The following is a 15,930-nucleotide window of genomic DNA, read 5'->3' as shown; positions in this document are numbered from 1 at the left end:
TCTCGGAGGAGTACAGCGGGGTACGAGGAGGAGCCTTCCCCCGGATTTCGGGTGGGCAATCCGGCTGTTTGTTAACTACTAGGGCGTAGGGGCGCGAACGACAAGAACAGCTCCCGGACAAGCAACCGGCTCCGTCCCTGTGGGACGGAGCCGGTTCCGGGAGGGGGGCGGTCACTTCCGCCAGAACAGGTGGTGGGTGACCCCGCTGGGGCTCGGCACCACATCGAGGTGGTAGCGGTCGGTCAGCTCCTCGGGCGACTCCCACAGCCGCAGGCCGGAACCCGCCTTCACGGGCGAGACGGCGATGTGCAGGGTGTCGATCAGGTCGGCGTCCAGGAACTCGCGGACCGTGGTGACCCCGCCGCCGAGCCGCACGTCCTTCCCCTCCGCCGCCTCCTTCGCCATCTCCAGGGCGGTGACCGGATCGGCGTCCACGAAGTGGAAGGTGGTGTCGGAGAGCGTGAACGAGGGCCGCGGATGGTGGGTCAGCACGAACACCGGCGTGTGGAACGGCGGCTCGTCGCCCCACCAGCCCTGCCACTCCAGGTCCTGCCACGGGCCGCGCTGCGGACCGAACTTGTTGCGGCCCATGATCTCGGCGCCGATGTTGTGCGAGAAGTCCCGCACCAGGAAGTCGTCCAGACCCCGGGTGCCGCCCTCCTCGGTGCGCGTCGGCCAGCTCGCCGTCGCCCCGCACCAGGCGAACATCTTCTGCGGATCGATCGCGTGCCCGAAGGGGCGCTCAAGGGTCTGGTCCTCGCCGGCGGCGACGCCGTCGAGCGAGACGTTGAAGTTCTGGACCTTGAGGAGTTGCCGTGCCATGAGGTGGTGTTCCTTCCGAGCCGGGCCAGGGATGTCGTGTCGATGATGGGACTCCCCGGGACCCGAGAACTCATCGCCGCGCCGCCGCGGATCCTCCGCGCGCCGTGGCGCGCGCCGCCCCGCGTGCCCTAGCGTCCCGTCACGGAACACGGCGGACGCACAGCGTGGTGCTTCCGCCCCGCTCCGTCACCTCCTGCGAAGGTGGAACACGTGAAGGCAATCCGTCGATTCACCGTGCGTCCCGTCCTCCCCGACACCCTTCGACCGCTCGCCGACCTGGCGTGCAACCTGCGCTGGTCCTGGCACGAGCCGACCCGCGCCCTCTTCGAGACCGTGGACCCCGAAGGGGTCCGCGCCGCCGACGGCGACCCCGTCCGCGCGCTCGGCGCCATCGACGCCGGGCGGCTCGCCGCGCTCGCCGCCGACCCCGACTTCCAGGACCGGCTGCGGGCGGCGGCCGAGGACCTCGACCGCTATCTGACCGAACCCCGCTGGTACCAGCGGCAGCCCGGCGACCTGCCCGCCGCGATCGGCTACTTCTCGCCCGAGTTCGGCGTCACCGCCGCCCTCCCGCAGTACTCCGGCGGCCTCGGCATCCTGGCCGGCGACCACCTCAAGGCCGCCAGCGACCTCGGCGTGCCGCTGATCGCCGTCGGACTGCTCTACCGGCACGGCTACTTCCGGCAGTCGCTCTCCCGCGACGGCTGGCAGCAGGAGCACTACCCGGTGCTCGACCCGGGCGAACTCCCGCTCTCCCTGCTGCGCGAGCCCGACGGCACCCCCGCCCGGGTCACCCTCGCCCTGCCCGGCGGGCGCTCGCTGCACGCCCACATCTGGATCGCCCGGGTCGGCCGGGTCCCGCTCCTCATGCTCGACTCGGACGTCGAGGAGAACGCCCCCGGCGAACGCGAGGTCACCGACCGGCTCTACGGCGGCGGCAGCGAGCACCGGCTGCTCCAGGAGATGCTCCTCGGCATCGGCGGCGTCCGCGCGCTTCGTACGTACGCCAGGCTCACCGGCACCCCCGCGCCCGAGGTCTTCCACACCAACGAGGGCCACGCGGGCTTCCTCGGCCTCGAACGCATCCGCGAGCTCGCCGAACCGGCGGCGGACGGGCGGCCCGGGCTCGACTTCGACGCGGCCCTGGAGGCCGTCCGCGCCGGGACCGTGTTCACCACCCACACCCCCGTCCCGGCCGGCATCGACCGCTTCGACCGCACCCTGGTCGCCCGCCACCTCGGCGAGGACGGCGCGCTGCCCGGCGTCGACACCGGCCGGATCCTCGCCCTCGGCGACGAGACCCCGCTCGGCGGCGACCCCGGCGTCTTCAACATGGCCGCCATGGGCCTGCGGCTCGCCCGCCGCGCCAACGGCGTGTCCACCCTGCACGGCGCCGTCAGCCGCGCCATGTTCGCCGGACTCTGGCCCGGCTTCGACGCCGAAGAGGTCCCGCTCACCTCCGTCACCAACGGCGTGCACGCCCCCACCTGGACCGCCCCCGAGGTCGCCGGGCTCGCCCCCGACGCCACCGACGGCGAGCTGTGGGAGCTGCGCCGCACCCTGCGCGAACGGCTCGTCCTCGACGTACGGCAGCGGCTGCGGGCCTCCTGGCGGCAGCGCGGCGCGGCCGCCGCCGAACTCGGCTGGACCGACTCCGTCCTCGACCCCGACGTCCTCACCATCGGCTTCGCCCGCCGGGTCCCCTCGTACAAGCGGCTCACCCTGATGCTGCGCGACAAGGACCGGCTGCGGTCGCTGCTCCTGCACCCCGAGCGGCCGGTGCAGCTGGTCGTCGCGGGCAAGGCGCACCCGGCCGACGACGGCGGCAAGAAGCTGGTGCAGGAGCTGGTGCGGTTCGCCGACGACCCGCGGGTCCGGCACCGGATCGTCTTCCTGCCCGACTACGGCATGGGCATGGCCCGCGGCCTCTACCCCGGCTGCGACGTGTGGCTGAACAACCCGCTGCGCCCGCTTGAGGCGTGCGGCACCAGCGGGATGAAGGCCGCGCTCAACGGCTGCCTCAACCTCTCCGTCCTGGACGGCTGGTGGGACGAGTGGTTCGAGTCCGACTTCGGCTGGGCCATCCCCACCGCCGACGGCGCCGCCGCGCTCGACGAGGAGCGGCGCGACGACCTGGAGGCCGCCGCGCTCTACGAGCTGATCGAGCGGCGCGTCGCGCCCCGCTTCTACGACCGGGGCGCCGACGGGGTGCCCGCCGGCTGGACCGCGATGGTCCGCCGCACCCTCGCCGACCTCGGCCCCAAGGTGCTCGCCGACCGCATGGTCCAGGAGTACGTGGAGCGGCTCTACGTCCCCGCCGCCGACGCCCACCGGGCCCTCGGGCCCGACGCGGCCCGCGAACTCGCCGCCTGGAAGGCCCGGGTGCGCGCCGCATGGCCCAAGGTCTCGGTCGACCACGTCGAGGTCGGCGACGACCTCCGCGACGCGGAACTCGGCGCCACCCCGGCGGTCCGGGTCCGCGTGTCCCTCGGCGAGCTCGGCCCCGACGACGTCGAGGTCCAGGTCGTCACCGGCCGCGTCGACGCCGACGACCTCCTCCTCTCCCCCCGCACCGCCGTCCTCAAGCCCGCGGGCGGCCCGGACCTGGAGGGCCGCCTCCCCTACGCGGGCGCCCTCTCCCTCGACCGCACGGGCCCCTTCGGCTGCACGGTCCGCGTCCTCCCCGCCCACCCCCTCCTCACCCACCCGGCCGAACTCGGCCTGGCGGCCCTCCCGCCGGAGGCGACGGGGGAGGGGGCGGGGGTGCTGCTGCGCTGAGGGCCCGCCTCAGCCCAGCCGGTCCTTCGAGACCAGCCGGCCGTCGGCGAAGCAGAGCCGGTACACCGGGACCGCCGCGAAGACGGTGGAGCGGTAGTACCGGCACTCGTCGGTGGACGGCGGCTCGGGCGGGAGGCCGGGTGGGGCGGCGGGGAGGGGGTGGTCGGGGAGGTCGTCGGACAGGTCGGCGTAGGTCCGGCCGACGAGGAGGCGCGCGTAGTTGTCGGGCTCCAGGTAGGAGCGGGACGGGGTCCAGAGGGCGACCGCGCCCACCAGCGCGGTCAGGGCGACGAGCAGCGCGATCGGGATCCAGATCGCCCGGACCAGGTCGCGCCGCACCTCCCGGCGGGCCCGGTCCAGTTCGCGCGCCGAGGTCGGGGCGGCGGCCGGCGGCGCCACCGGTGCCTGCCGCGGCACCGTGGCCGTCAGGACGAAGCCCCCGTCCGGCGACGGCCCGTGGTCGAGCGAACCACCCGCGAGCCGCACCCGCTCGTCCAGGCCCACGAGCCCCGTACCGCCGGCGGTCCCGCGCGAGGCGTCGCCGCCGGGGCCGTTGGCCACCCGTACCCGGACCGTGTCGCCGGGGTCCGCCGCCCCCACCGTCACCGTGATCGGGGCGCCCGGTGCGTGTTTGGCCGCGTTCGTCAGGGCCTCCTGGACGACCCGGTGGAGGGCGCGGCCCGGCATGCCCGGCAGGGACGGCACCGGGTCACCGGTGAGGGTGATCGGGAGGCCGGAGGCGTGGGCGCGGGCGAGCAGTTCGGGGAGGGTTTCGTCGGGTGGGGTGGTCGGGGGTGCCGTGTGGTCCTCCCGGAGGACGCCGATCACGTCCCGCAGGCGCTCGGTCGCGTCCGCCGCCGCCCGGCGGAGTTCGCCCGCCGCGTGCTGCTGCTTGGGGCCGAGGGCCGGGTCGACCTCCAGGGCGCCCGCGCGGACCGCGATGAGTGCCAGGTCGTGGCCGAGGGAGTCGTGCATGTCGCCCGCGATGCGGGACCGTTCGCGCAGCCGCTCCCGGTCCGCGACCGCCGCCTGCTCGCGCTCCATCCGGTCCGCCAGCTCCCAGCCGCTGCGTACGAGCCGGTCGTACTGTCGTACGTAACGCCCGATCAGCCACGGCGCCACGATGGCGAGCGCGAGCGAGCAGCAGCGTGAACCACGGCCCGAGCGAGGTCCCGGTGAACCGGGTGAGCACCAGGCCCACCGCCGCCACCGCGCCGAACAGCCACCACGCGCCCCGGCTCTGCTCCTGCCGCCGCCCGGCGAGATACCCGAAGGCGACCAGGGCCAGGCTGTACGAGGGGGTGAACAGCTCCAGGGTGGCGGGCAGGCTGACCGCGACCGTGACGGCGAGCGGCAGCAGCGGCCACCGCCGGCTGACCGCGACGCACCCGCCGAGGACGGCCACACCCACCGCGACCTGGGTCCACGAGCCGCCGTCCGCGGGGTCGGAGCGCAGCAGCACCGGGACGCAGAGCAGCAGCCACAGGCCGAGGTCGAAGAGGCGCTCACGCATCCGACGCGTCCGTGCCCGCGTCCGCGTCCGCGTCCGTGCCCGGGACCAGGCCCGCCTCGTACGCGAGGACCGCGAGCTGCACCCGGTTGCGCAGGCCCAGGCGCCCGAGGACGGCGCTCACATGCGCCTTGACCGTCGCCTCCACCACGTGGAGCCGCTCGGCGATCTGCTGGTTCGACAGGCCGGCCGCGAGCAGCGCCACCACCTCCCGTTCGCGGCCGGTGAGCGGCGCGAGCCGGTCCCGGGCGTCGGCGACCCGGCCGAGCCGCTCGCCGCCGAGGGTGTCGATGACCCGCCGGGCGACGACGGGCGAGAGCGCCGCCCCGCCGGCCGCGACCGCCCGCACCCCGGCGATCAGCTCGCGCGGATCCCCGGACTTCAGCAGGAAGCCGCTCGCGCCGCTGCCCAGGGCCCGTTCGATGTACGCGTCCTCCGAGAAGGTGGTGAGCACCACGACCGCCGTCCCGGGCGCCGCCCGCCGCAGCTCCTCCGCCGCGCCGAGCCCGTCGAGCCGGGGCATCCGGATGTCGAGCAGGGCCACGTCGGGGCGGTGCAGCCGGGCGAGTTCGACCGCCTGGTGCCCGTCCCCGGCCTCGGCGACCACCTCGATCCCGGGGTCGGTGGCGAGGATCGCCCGTACCCCGGCCCGGATCATCGTCTCGTCGTCGGCAAGCAGCACCCTGATCATCCGCCCAGCGTACGGGCGGGGGCGCGGCCCACGGCGGGTCAGAGGTAGTCGACGTGGACGTGCGGGGCGCAGCGGGCGACGGCCTCGCGCAGCCGGCCCCGCAGGGTGGTGGTCGTGGTGCCGATCGGGCGGGGTGGTGGTCGTGGTGCCGATCGGGCGGGGCACGGTGACGGTGACCCAGTCGGGCTGGCGGGGCTCGACGCCCTGGCGGGGGAGCGGCAGCGGGGCGCCCCAGCGCAGCCTGAGGAGCAGCTGCACGTTCGGGCCCTTGGTGACCGGTGGGCGGCTGACGGCGACGACGTCCGTCCACGGGATGGTGACGAGCGGGTCGTCCTTGTGGGTGCCGCGGCGGCTGCGGACGGTGAGTCCGGGCGCCTCGACGGTGACGGTGTGGGGGCGGGCCAGGGCGGCGGCGATGCGCAGCGCGAACGCGGCGAGCGCCACCGGCGCCCAGAGCCGCAGGCTCTCCCCGGAGTCGTACTCCGCGTAGTCGGTCTGCCAGGCGCCGAGCGTGACCAGGCCCGCGAACAGCGCGCCGGCCAGGCTCCAGACGAGTCCGGCGAGCTTGCGGCCCGGGGTCGCCTCGAAGACCACGGGGGCGGGCGGGGCGACGGCGGTGGGCGGCACCGGCACCGGCACCGGGGCCGGGGAGGCGGGCGGCGCGGCCACCGGCCTCGGGACCGCATCGGGGGCCGCGACCGGGGCCGCGACCGGCACCACCGGCGCGTGGACGCGCACTTCGGCGAGGAGGCCCGGCGCGGTGGGCCGGTCCGCCGGGTCCTTGGCGAGGCAGGAGCAGACCAAGGCGCGCAGTGCCTCCGGCACCGCCGACAGGTCCGGTTCGCCGTGCACGGCCCGGTAGAGCAGGCTCATCGGCGGGCCCTCGCCGAAGGCGCTGCCGCCCGCGGCGTGCACCAGGACCGCGCCGAGCGCGAACACGTCGCAGGCGGGCCCGACCGTGCCCTGCTCGATCTGCTCGGGCGCGAGGAACCCGGCCGTGCCGATCACGCTTCCGGTGTGGGTGAGCCGGGTGTCGTGGAGGGCGCGGGCGATGCCGAAGTCGAGGACCCGGGGCCCGTCGTCGGACATGATGACGTTGCCCGGCTTGAGGTCGCGGTGCACCACCCCGCAGGCGTGGATCGCGGTCAGCGCCTCGGCGAGCGCCGCGCCCAGGGCGTACAGCGCGCTCTCGTCGAACGGCCCGTCCTCGGCGACGTCCCCCAGAGCCTTCGGCCTGGGAGGTACCCCCAGTCGAGGTCGCGGCCGGCCACGAAGGCGGTGACCATCCAGGGCGGGGTGGCGTCCGGGTCCGCGTCGACGACCTGCGCGGTGTGGAAGCCGCCGACCTGCCGAGCGGCGGAGATCTCGCTGCGGAACCGGGCGCGGAAGCCCTCGTCCGCGGCGAGTTCGGCGCGGGCCACCTTGACGGCGACCAGCCGGCCGCCGGGGGAGCGGCCCTGGTAGACCCGGCCCATGCCACCCTCGCCGAGCTTGCCGGTGATCTCGTACTCCCCGACCTGCCGCGGGTCCTCCGGACCCAGCTCCTGTCGTCCTCGTCCTGACGCGTGCACGGACACACCCCCGAAATGCCGTCGACGGTCCCCGGGGCGAATTCGCCCCGAGGACCGTCATTTTGACGCACTGTCAGCGCGATCGGCGCAATGGTGCCGGCGCCGGTTCCCTTACGGGAAGGTCAGCTTGAAGCTGTTGATGTAGCCGGTGTCGGCCGAGGCCTTGTCCTGGACGCGGAGCTTCCAGGTGCCGTTGGCGACCTCCGAGGAGGCGTTCACGGTGTAGGTCTGCTGGATGTTGTCCGCGCTGCTGCCGGTCCGGTTGTGCAGGTTGTAGACCGTGCCGTCGGGGGCGATCAGGTCGACGACCAGGTCACCGATCCAGGTGTGGACGATGTCCACGCCGACGGAGAGGTTGCTGGGCGCGTTGCCCGTGATGCCCGTGACGCTGACCGAGGAGGTCACCGCGGCGCCGGGGGAGTCCGGGATGGCGACGTCGGTGTCGTTGGTGAACACCTTGCCGCCGGGGGTGCCGCCGCCGGGGCGGGAGCCGACGTTGATGGCGGCCCAGGCGTTCTCGACCGCCGTGACCTCGGCGCTGCCGGCACCGTAGAGCTCGGTGGCCGCGGCGACCGTGCCGGTGCGGGCACCGGCGTAGTTGGTGTTCGAGGTGAACTTGGTGGTGAGCGCCTTGAACCAGATCAGGCGGGCCTTGTCGATGCCTATGCCGGTGACCGGCAGGCCGTCGGAGGTCGGCGAGTCGTAGTTCACGCCGTTGACGGTCTTGGCGCCGCTGCCCTCGGAGAGCAGGTAGAAGAAGTGGTTCGCCGGGCCCGAGGAGTAGTGGACGTCGATGGAGCCGATGCCCGAGTACCACGAGTCCTTGGACGAGCCGTCCTTGCTCGGCTTGTCCATGTAGCGCAGCGGGGTGCCGTTGCCGCGGATGTCGATCTTCTCGCCGACGAGGTAGTCGCCCTTGTCGTTGGCGTTGTTGGCGTAGAACTCGACGGCCGCCGCCATGATGTCCGAGGTGGCCTCGTTGAGGCCGCCGGACTCACCGCTGTAGACCAGGCCCGCGGTGTTGGAGGTGACGCCGTGCGTCATCTCGTGCGCGGCCACGTCGATGGACGTCAGCGGCTTGGTGTTGTTGGTGCCGTCGCCGTACGTCATGCAGAAGCACGAGTCGGACCAGAAGGCGTTGACGTACGCGTTGCCGTAGTGGACCCGGGAGTACGCGCCGACGCCGTCGCCGCGGATGCCGGAGCGGCCGTGCACGTTCTTGTAGTAGTCCCAGGTGAGCGCGGCGCCGTAGTGGGCGTCGGCGCCGGCCGTCTCCTTGTTGGAGGGCAGGCCGTTGCCCCAGGTGTCGGTGCTGTTGGTGAACAGCGTGCCGGTGCCCGACGTACCGCCGTTGAGGTTGTACGTCTTGTGGTTGCCGCGCGTGGTGTCGGTCAGCGAGTACGAGGGCGCGGTGCCGAGGGTCACCTGGCCGCTGTACATCGTGTTGCCGATGCCGGTCTCGATGGCCTGCCACTCGAAGAGCTTGGCACCGGACGTGGCGTCCGTGATGACGTGCAGCTCGTTCGGGGTGCCGTCGTGCTGGAGGCCGCCGACGACGGTCTCGTACGCGAGGACGGGGGTGCCGTTCGCGGCCCAGACGACCTTGCGCGGGGCGCGGTTCGCCTTGGTGGACTTGGCGCCCTCGGCGTTGGCGCGGCCGACGGCCTGCTTCTCGGCGGCGGCCGGGGCGACGGTCGCGGCGGCGACGTCGACCTTGGTGATGTCCGCGCGGGTGGCCTTGGTGACCGAGGTGGTCGCGCCGGCCTTGGTGGCCGCGACGACGAGGTCGCCGCCGAGCACCGGGAGGCCCTGGAAGGTGCGCTCGTAGCGCGTGTAGGTCGAGCCGTCACGGCTCTGGACCACGTCGCGGACGACCAGCTTCTCCTGGGCGCCGAGGCCGAGCCGCTGGGCGGTGGCGGCCGAGTCGGCCTGGGCGGCCTTGATCAGCGCGGCCCGCTGGGCCGGGGAGAGGTCGGCGGGCAGCTTGCCGGGGTCGGCCTTGCCGGCGGACTGCGCCTGGGGCGCGGCGCCGAGCTGGTCGGCGGTGGCGGTGCCGGTCTGGACGCCGACGGCGATCATGGCGGCGGCAGCGATCAGGGCGCCGGTCGCGGTGGCGCGACGGCTGGGCGTGGATCTCACGCAGACTCCTTTTGCGAGGGGGGTACCGGCCGGCTGGGTGGGGACGGCCGGGCAGAGCAAACAGAGCTGTGGAGCACATGCGGGTGAACGGCTGAACGTGTTTGCGAAGAGCCGGGGAGAGAGTGGCAGGTATGGACACCTGCTGTCAGGAGCGCGTCAACAAGTTGGCCGGAATTCGTCCGATGGCCGAAGGGGACTGTTCGTTAAGCGGACGTTTCACCGATCATGACGGCGATGCCGTCCAGCGTTCTCCGGAGGCCGAATTCGAAGAGCGACTCCAGGTCGAGCACGAACCCGCCCTCCTCCGTCAGGGCATTCAGGAGAGGGTAGGAACCGGCCGACTGGATCGCGTCGAACCGTGGCTCGTTCTTTTCCATCCACTCGTCGCCCGACAAGCCCGTCTCCTGCCGCGCCTGCTCCTCCAAGTCGTCGGCCATTCCCACCCCTTGGACATACGCGAAGATCGTCAGATGGCTGTGCAGCTTCTGCCCCGCCGTCATCGGCGTGGACCGCAGCACCGCGAGCACCCACTCCGTGTACGCCATCGCGTGCGGGGCGGCGACCGGCCGCATGAACCCCGCCATGGCGTGCGCCATCCACCGGTGCCGCGTGTACACCCCGCGCAGCCAGCGCGCGCCGCGCTCCAGACCCGTACGCCAGTTCGCCGGCACCGGCCCCAGCGGGAGCTCCGCGCACACCGCGTCCGTCATCAGGCGCACCAGCTCGCCCTTGCCGGGCACATGGCGGTACAGCGCCGTCGTCGAGACCGACAGGACCGTCGCGAGCCGCCGCATCGTCAGCGCGCCGAGCCCCTCCGCGTCGGCCAGTTCGATCGCCGCCGCGACGATCCGCTCCCGCGTCAGATGCGCGGCCTCCGCGGAACGGTCCGCGGGCGGTGCCGCGACCACCGTCCCGACGCCCGGCTCCGGCCGCACCAGACCCTGCCGGCGCAGCGCCGCGAGCGCCTTCGTCGCCGTCGCCATCGCGACCCCCCACTCCCGGGTGATGGCCCGCGTCGACGGCACCCGGTCACCCGGGACGAGCGCGCCGGACCGGATCCGGCGGGCGATCTCGGCGGCGATGGCGAGGTAGGGCGGCTGAGGCGTCACGGCGCGCGAGTGTACTAGTGCGACCGGCACGCCGTACACGGGTGTGACCTGCGATTTTCCGGCCGCGGGGGTGGGGTGCACTAGGGCGGGGTTGGCGGGGTGCGGGACGCCGCTGCTTCCCTCCGGGCATGACGCTCTCCTCACCACGGCGCGCCGACCGCGCCGACCGCGCGGACCGCGACGACTCCGAGCGCGCCGGGCGGCGCGAATGGACCGCTCTCGGTGTCCTGATGCTGCCGCTGCTGCTCGTCTCCATGGACGTCTCCGTCCTCTACTTCGCGATCCCGTCGATCGCCGCCGAACTCCACCCCGGCGTCAACGCCCAGCTGTGGATCCTCGACATCTACGGCTTCGTGCTCGCCGGACTCCTCGTCACCATGGGCGCGCTCGGCGACCGGATCGGCCGGCGCCGGGTCCTGCTGGGCGGGGCGGCCCTGTTCGGCGCCGCGTCCGTCGCCGCCGCGCTCGCCGGGAGCGCGGGCGGGCTCATCGGGGCCCGCGCGCTCCTCGGCGTCGGCGGTGCCTGCCTGATGCCGTCCACGCTCGCGATGATCCGCACGCTGTTCCGCGACGAGGCGCAGCGCGCCAGGGCCGTCACCGTCTGGACCGCCGTCATGGCGAGCGGCATCTCGCTCGGCCCGATCCTCAGCGGCGCGCTCCTCGAACACTTCTGGTGGGGCTCGGTCTTCCTCGTCAACCTTCCCGCCATGGCACTGCTGCTGCTCCTCGGCCCGTTCCTGCTGCCCGCCTCGCGCGGCGCGGGAGCGGCGGCCGGGCGCTTCGACCGGCTCAGCGCGGTGCTTTCGCTGGGCGCGATGCTGCCGGTCGTGTACGGGGTGAAGGAGTTCGCCAAGGACGGCTGGTCGGGCGGGGCGGCGCTCGCCGTCGCCGCCGGGCTCGGCGTCGGCGCGGTCTTCGTACGCCGCCAGTCCCGCGCCGCGCACCCCATGGTCGACCTCTCGCTGCTGCGCCTCCCGGCGTACGGCGGCTCGCTCCTGGTCAACATGCTCGCCATGTGCGTCACGGTCGGCTTCGCGGTCTTCCTCACCCAGCACCTCCAGTCCGTCCTGGGCCAGAGCCCGCTGGAGGCCGCGCTGTGGAGCCTGGTGCCGAGCGCCGGCGTCATGGTCGCCGCCCCGACCGCCGCGGCGCTCGCCGGGCGGATCGACCGGGCGTACGTGATGGCCGGCGGGTTCGTCGTCGCCGCGGCCGGCTTCGGGTGGCTCGGCCTCGTCGACCTCGACACCCCGCTGTGGGCCGTCCTCACCGCCTGCGTCGGCTACGTGGCCGGCCTCGTCTCCGCGATGACCCTCGCCAACGAACTCGCCCTGGGCGCCGCCCCCACCGACCGCGCCGGCGCCGCGGCCGCCGTCCTCGAATCCGGCCAGGAACTCGGCGGCGCCCTCGGCATGGGCCTCCTCGGCGCCCTCGGCGCCGCCGTCTACACCGCCTCGATGCCCCCTTGGACCCCGCCCCCGGCCCGCGACTCCCTCGCCGCCGCCCTCCCCTCGCCCGGCCCGGTCCTGGACGCGGCCCGCGCCGCCTTCACCGAGGCCGTCGGCGCGGCGGCCCTGGGCGCGGCCGCGGTCTCGCTCCTGGCGGCGGCCCTGTCGTACGGGCTGCTGAGGAAGCGGACGGGTGCCTGACCCGAGCGCGGCCGTCAGCCGACCAGGCTGTCCCGCCACGCCCGGTGCAGGCCCGCGTAGTGCCCGTCGCCGTGGACCAGGGCGGCCGGGGTGCCGTCCTCGGCGATGTGGCCGGAGTCCATGACGAGGACGCGGTCGGCGACCTCGACCGTGGAGAGGCGGTGGGCGATGACGACGGCGGTGCGGCCGGCGAGGACGGTGTCCATGGCGCGCTGGACGGCGCGTTCGCCGGGGACGTCGAGGGAGCTGGTCGCCTCGTCGAGGATGAGGACGGCCGGGTCGGCGAGGAGCGCGCGGGCGAAGGCCACCAGCTGGCGCTGGCCGGCCGAGATGCGGCCGCCGCGCTTGCGGACGTCCGTGTCGTAGCCGTTCGGCAGCCCCGCGATGAAGTCGTGCGCGCCGATCGCCTTCGCCGCCTGCTCGATCTCCGCGCGGCTCGCGTCCGGCCGCCCGATCGCGATGTTCTCCGCGACCGTCCCGGAGAACAGGAACGCCTCCTGCGTCACCATCACCACCCCGCGCCGCAGTTCCGGCGTCGCCAGGTCCCGCAGGTCGACCCCGTCGAGCAGGACCCGCCCGTCCGTCGGGTCGTAGAAGCGGGCGAGGAGCTTCGCGAGCGTCGACTTGCCCGCGCCGGTCGCGCCGACCACCGCGACCGTCTGCCCGGCCGGGATCGTCAGGTCGAAGCGCGGCAGCACCTCGCCGCCCGTCCGGTACGCGAAGCGGACGCCCTCGAAGACGACCTCCCGCCCCGGCGCCGCCCCGGTCCGCTCCGGCAGCGGGCGCGGCGTCGCCGTCTCCGGGACGCCCGGCTCCTGCGCGAGCAGGCCCGCGATCTTGGCGAGCGAGGCCGCCGCCGACTCGTACGAGTTGAGGAACATCCCGAGCCGGTCGATCGGGTCGTACAGCCGCCGGATGTACAGCACCGCGGCTGCAAGGACACCCAGTTCGAGGGAACCGTCCACGACCCGCAGGGCGCCCCACAGACACATGCCGGCCACCGCCGTGTTGGCGACGAGCCGCGAGCCGACGACATAGCGCGCCATCTCCAGGATCGCGTCGCCGTTGCTGCGCTCGTGCCGGTCGTTCAGGGCGCCGAACTCCACGTCGTTGGCCCGCTCCCGGCGGAACGCCCGTACCGGCCGGATCCCGTTCATCGTCTCCGCGAACTTCACGATCACCCCGGCGATCGCCGTCGACCGCTTCGCGAACACCACCGCCGTACGCCGCCGGTAGAGCCGGACGAGCAGATACAGCGGCCCGAACGAGGCCACCGCCACCGCACCGATGCCCAGATCCAGCCAGAGCAGCATCAGCGAGATCGAGACGAACGACAGGACGACGCCGATGAGTTCCTGCAACCCCTCGGAGAGCAGCTCGCGCAGCGACTCGACGTCCGTGGTCGACCGGGAGATCAGCCGGCCGGAGGTGTAGCGCTCGTGGAAGTCCACGCTGAGCACCTGCGCGTGCCGGAAGATCCGCCCGCGCAGATCGAGCAGCACGTCCTGGTTGATCCGGGCCGCCGCGCGCACGAACGCGTACTGCAGCAGCCCGCTGCCCGCCGCACAGGCCAGATAGCCGAGCGCCACCGCGATCAGCGGGGCGTGGTTGCCGTCCTGGAAGGCCGGTACGCCCCGGTCGATCGCGTACGCCACGAGCAGCGGGCCCGCCTGCAGCGCGGCCTGCTGCACGAGCAGCACCAGGGCCGCGACCACCACCCGCGTCCGGTGCGCGGCGAGCAGCGAGCGCAGCAGCCGGCCGGTCGCGCCCGGCGCGGTGGGCAGGTCGTCCTGGTCGAAGGGGTCGGGGGCGGCCCCGGTGACGACCTTCTCGGCCTCCGCGGCCGCCGGTTCGGTGTCCGTCATCGTGTCCCCTCGTACTCGTCCTGCGCATCGCCCGCACCGGACATCAGCCAGGCGTACTCCGCGCTCTCCCGCAGCAGTTCCTGATGCGTGCCCACCGCCGTGATCCGGCCGCCGGACAGCAGCGCCACCCGGTCGGCGAGCAGCACCGTCGACGGGCGGTGCGCCACCACCAGGGCGGTGGTGTCGCGCAGCACCTCCCGCAGCGCCGCCTCGACCCGGGCCTCGGTGTGCACGTCGAGCGCGGAGAGCGGGTCGTCCAGGACCAGGAACCGCGGGCGGCCGACCACCGCGCGGGCGAGCGCGAGCCGCTGGCGCTGGCCGCCGGACAGGCTCAGGCCCTGCTCGCCGACCTCGGTGGCGGTGCCGTCGGGCAGCCGGTCCACGAAGCCCTCGGCCTGGGCGACGGCGAGGGCGCGCCGCAGCTCCGGCTCGCCCGCGTCCGGTCCCGCGCCCATCAGGACGTTCTCGCCGATGCTCGCCGAGAAGAGGGTGGGGTCCTCGAAGGCCACCGACACCAGCGACCGCAGCCGCTCGCGCGGCATGCGGGTGATGTCCGCGCCGTCGAGCAGGATCCGCCCGCCGGAAAGCTCCTGCAGGCGCGGTACGAGCGCGGTGAGCGTGGTCTTGCCGCAGCCGGTGCCGCCGACGAGCGCCATCGTCTCGCCGGGCCGGACGTGCAGGTCGATCCCGTCGAGCACGGGCGGCGCGTCCGCCGGCGCGTCGGGAAAGCGGAACGTGACGTTCTCGAACCGCACCCCGTCCCGCACCCCATCGGCACGTCCCTCAGTGCCGGCCCCCGCATCCGACTCCTCCGCCGCGTCCATCACCTCGAAGTACCGTTCCGTCGCCGTCGCCGCCTCCTGGCTCATCGCAAGCAGGAAGCCGATCGACTCCACCGGCCAGCGCAGCGCGAGCGCCGTCGACAGGAAGGCCACCAGGGTGCCGGCCGACAGCTCGTCGTCGGCGACCTGCACGGTGCCGAGCACAAGCGCCGAACCGACCGCCAGCTCCGGCAGGAAGGTGATGAGCGCCCAGATCCCGGCGAGCAGCCGGGCCTTGACCAGTTCCGTGCCCCGCAGCCGCTCGGCCAGGTTCCGGAAGGCCTCCGCCTGGCTGCGGTGGCGGCCGAAGCCCTTGACGATGCGGATGCCGAGGACGCTCTCCTCGACCACCGTCGTCAGATCGCCCACCTGGTCCTGCGCCCGCCGCGCCACCACCGCGTACCTCCGCTCGAAGACCGAGCAGAGGATCACCATCGGCGCCACCGGGGTGAGCAGCACCAGGCCGAGCGTCCAGTCCTGGGCGAGCAGCACCGCGTAACCGACCAGGATCGTCACCGCGTTGACCAGCAGGAAGGTCAGCGGGAAGGCCAGGAACATGCGGACCAGCATCAGGTCCGTGGTGCCGCGCGACAGGAGCTGGCCGGAGGCCCAGCGGTCGTGGAAGGCGATCGGGAGGCGCTGCAGCCGCTGGTAGAGCGCGGCCCGCATGCGCGCCTCGACGCCGGCCAGCGGCCGGGCCACCAGCCACCGCCGCAGGCCGAAGAGGAGTGCCTCGGCGATGCCGAGCAGCAGCAGATAGAGGGCGCCGAACCACACGCCGGTCGTGTCCCGGTCCGTGACCGGCCCGTCCACCAGCCATTTCAGGACCAGCGGAATGACCAGCGACAGACAGGAGGCGACGATCGCGACGAACGCGGCGGTGAACAGCCGGGCGCGCACGGGCCGTACGTACGGCCAGAGGCGCAGCAGCGAGCGGACGGCGGACCGGTCCTTGGTGGGGGCATGTTTTTCTGGCAT

10 protein-coding genes and 1 pseudogene are annotated in these 15,930 nt (G+C 73.9%); 2 read left to right on the top strand and 9 right to left on the bottom strand.

From position 1 onward, the window contains the following. Positions 1–171: 171 nt before the first annotated feature. Positions 172–822, bottom strand: a complete 651-nt coding sequence (locus KV205_RS14630; protein WP_265864759.1) for a dihydrofolate reductase family protein — start codon at positions 820–822, stop codon at positions 172–174. A gap of 210 nt (positions 823–1,032) precedes the next feature. Between KV205_RS14630 and glgP the strand changes: the two genes are divergently transcribed. Next, positions 1,033–3,600, top strand: a complete 2,568-nt coding sequence (gene glgP / locus KV205_RS14625) for an alpha-glucan family phosphorylase (protein WP_265864758.1) — start codon at positions 1,033–1,035, stop codon at positions 3,598–3,600. Between the two features lie 9 nt (positions 3,601–3,609). Here glgP and KV205_RS14620 read toward each other — a convergent pair whose 3' ends face one another. From KV205_RS14620 to KV205_RS36420, 6 genes and pseudogenes are all read right to left on the bottom strand, one after another. After that, complete coding sequence (locus KV205_RS14620) at positions 3,610–4,722, bottom strand: sensor histidine kinase (protein WP_265864757.1); 1,113 nt, start codon at positions 4,720–4,722, stop codon at positions 3,610–3,612. A gap of 383 nt (positions 4,723–5,105) precedes the next feature. After that, positions 5,106–5,801 carry a response regulator transcription factor gene (locus tag KV205_RS14615; protein ID WP_265864822.1) on the bottom strand — a complete coding sequence of 232 codons (696 nt, stop codon included), beginning with the start codon at positions 5,799–5,801 and terminating at the stop codon, positions 5,106–5,108. 801 nt (positions 5,802–6,602) lie between these two features. After that, a pseudogene (locus KV205_RS36430) lies at positions 6,603–6,950 on the bottom strand (protein kinase); the annotation flags it as partial. Continuing rightward, positions 6,947–7,372 (bottom strand): hypothetical protein, encoded by a 426-nt coding sequence (locus KV205_RS36425; protein ID WP_265864827.1) that lies wholly within the window; start codon positions 7,370–7,372, stop codon positions 6,947–6,949. The gene KV205_RS36425 and the pseudogene KV205_RS36430, both read right to left, overlap by 4 nt. Before the next feature lie 111 nt (positions 7,373–7,483). Further along, positions 7,484–9,511, bottom strand: coding sequence for a M4 family metallopeptidase (locus KV205_RS14600; RefSeq protein WP_265864756.1), 2,028 nt, complete (start codon positions 9,509–9,511; stop codon positions 7,484–7,486). Positions 9,512–9,714: 203 nt separating this feature from the next. Continuing rightward, the gene (locus KV205_RS36420) at positions 9,715–10,620 is read right to left on the bottom strand and encodes a TetR/AcrR family transcriptional regulator C-terminal domain-containing protein (RefSeq protein ID WP_265864755.1); all 906 of its coding nucleotides are present in this window, start codon (positions 10,618–10,620) and stop codon (positions 9,715–9,717) included. Between the two features lie 230 nt (positions 10,621–10,850). Here KV205_RS36420 and KV205_RS14590 point away from each other — a divergent pair, with 230 nt between their 5' ends. Further along, positions 10,851–12,266, top strand: a complete 1,416-nt coding sequence (locus KV205_RS14590) for an MFS transporter (protein WP_265864821.1) — start codon at positions 10,851–10,853, stop codon at positions 12,264–12,266. Between the two features lie 14 nt (positions 12,267–12,280). Here the strand turns inward: KV205_RS14590 and KV205_RS14585 are convergent, their stop codons facing one another. Continuing rightward, entirely contained in the window at positions 12,281–14,131 is a 1,851-nt protein-coding gene (locus tag KV205_RS14585) for an ABC transporter ATP-binding protein (RefSeq protein ID WP_265864754.1), read from the bottom strand. Continuing rightward, positions 14,128–15,930: an ABC transporter ATP-binding protein gene (locus tag KV205_RS14580; protein ID WP_265864753.1), complete on the bottom strand. Its 1,803-nt coding sequence runs from the start codon at positions 15,928–15,930 to the stop codon at positions 14,128–14,130. The genes KV205_RS14585 and KV205_RS14580 overlap by 4 nt, the downstream gene beginning before the upstream one ends.

This window comes from Streptomyces sp. SKN60 (assembly GCF_026236535.1).
Classification (GTDB): Bacteria; Actinomycetota; Actinomycetes; order Streptomycetales; family Streptomycetaceae; genus Streptomyces.
Note: the sequence above shows the minus strand (reverse complement) of the source record. Positions and strands in the feature narration are given on the sequence as shown.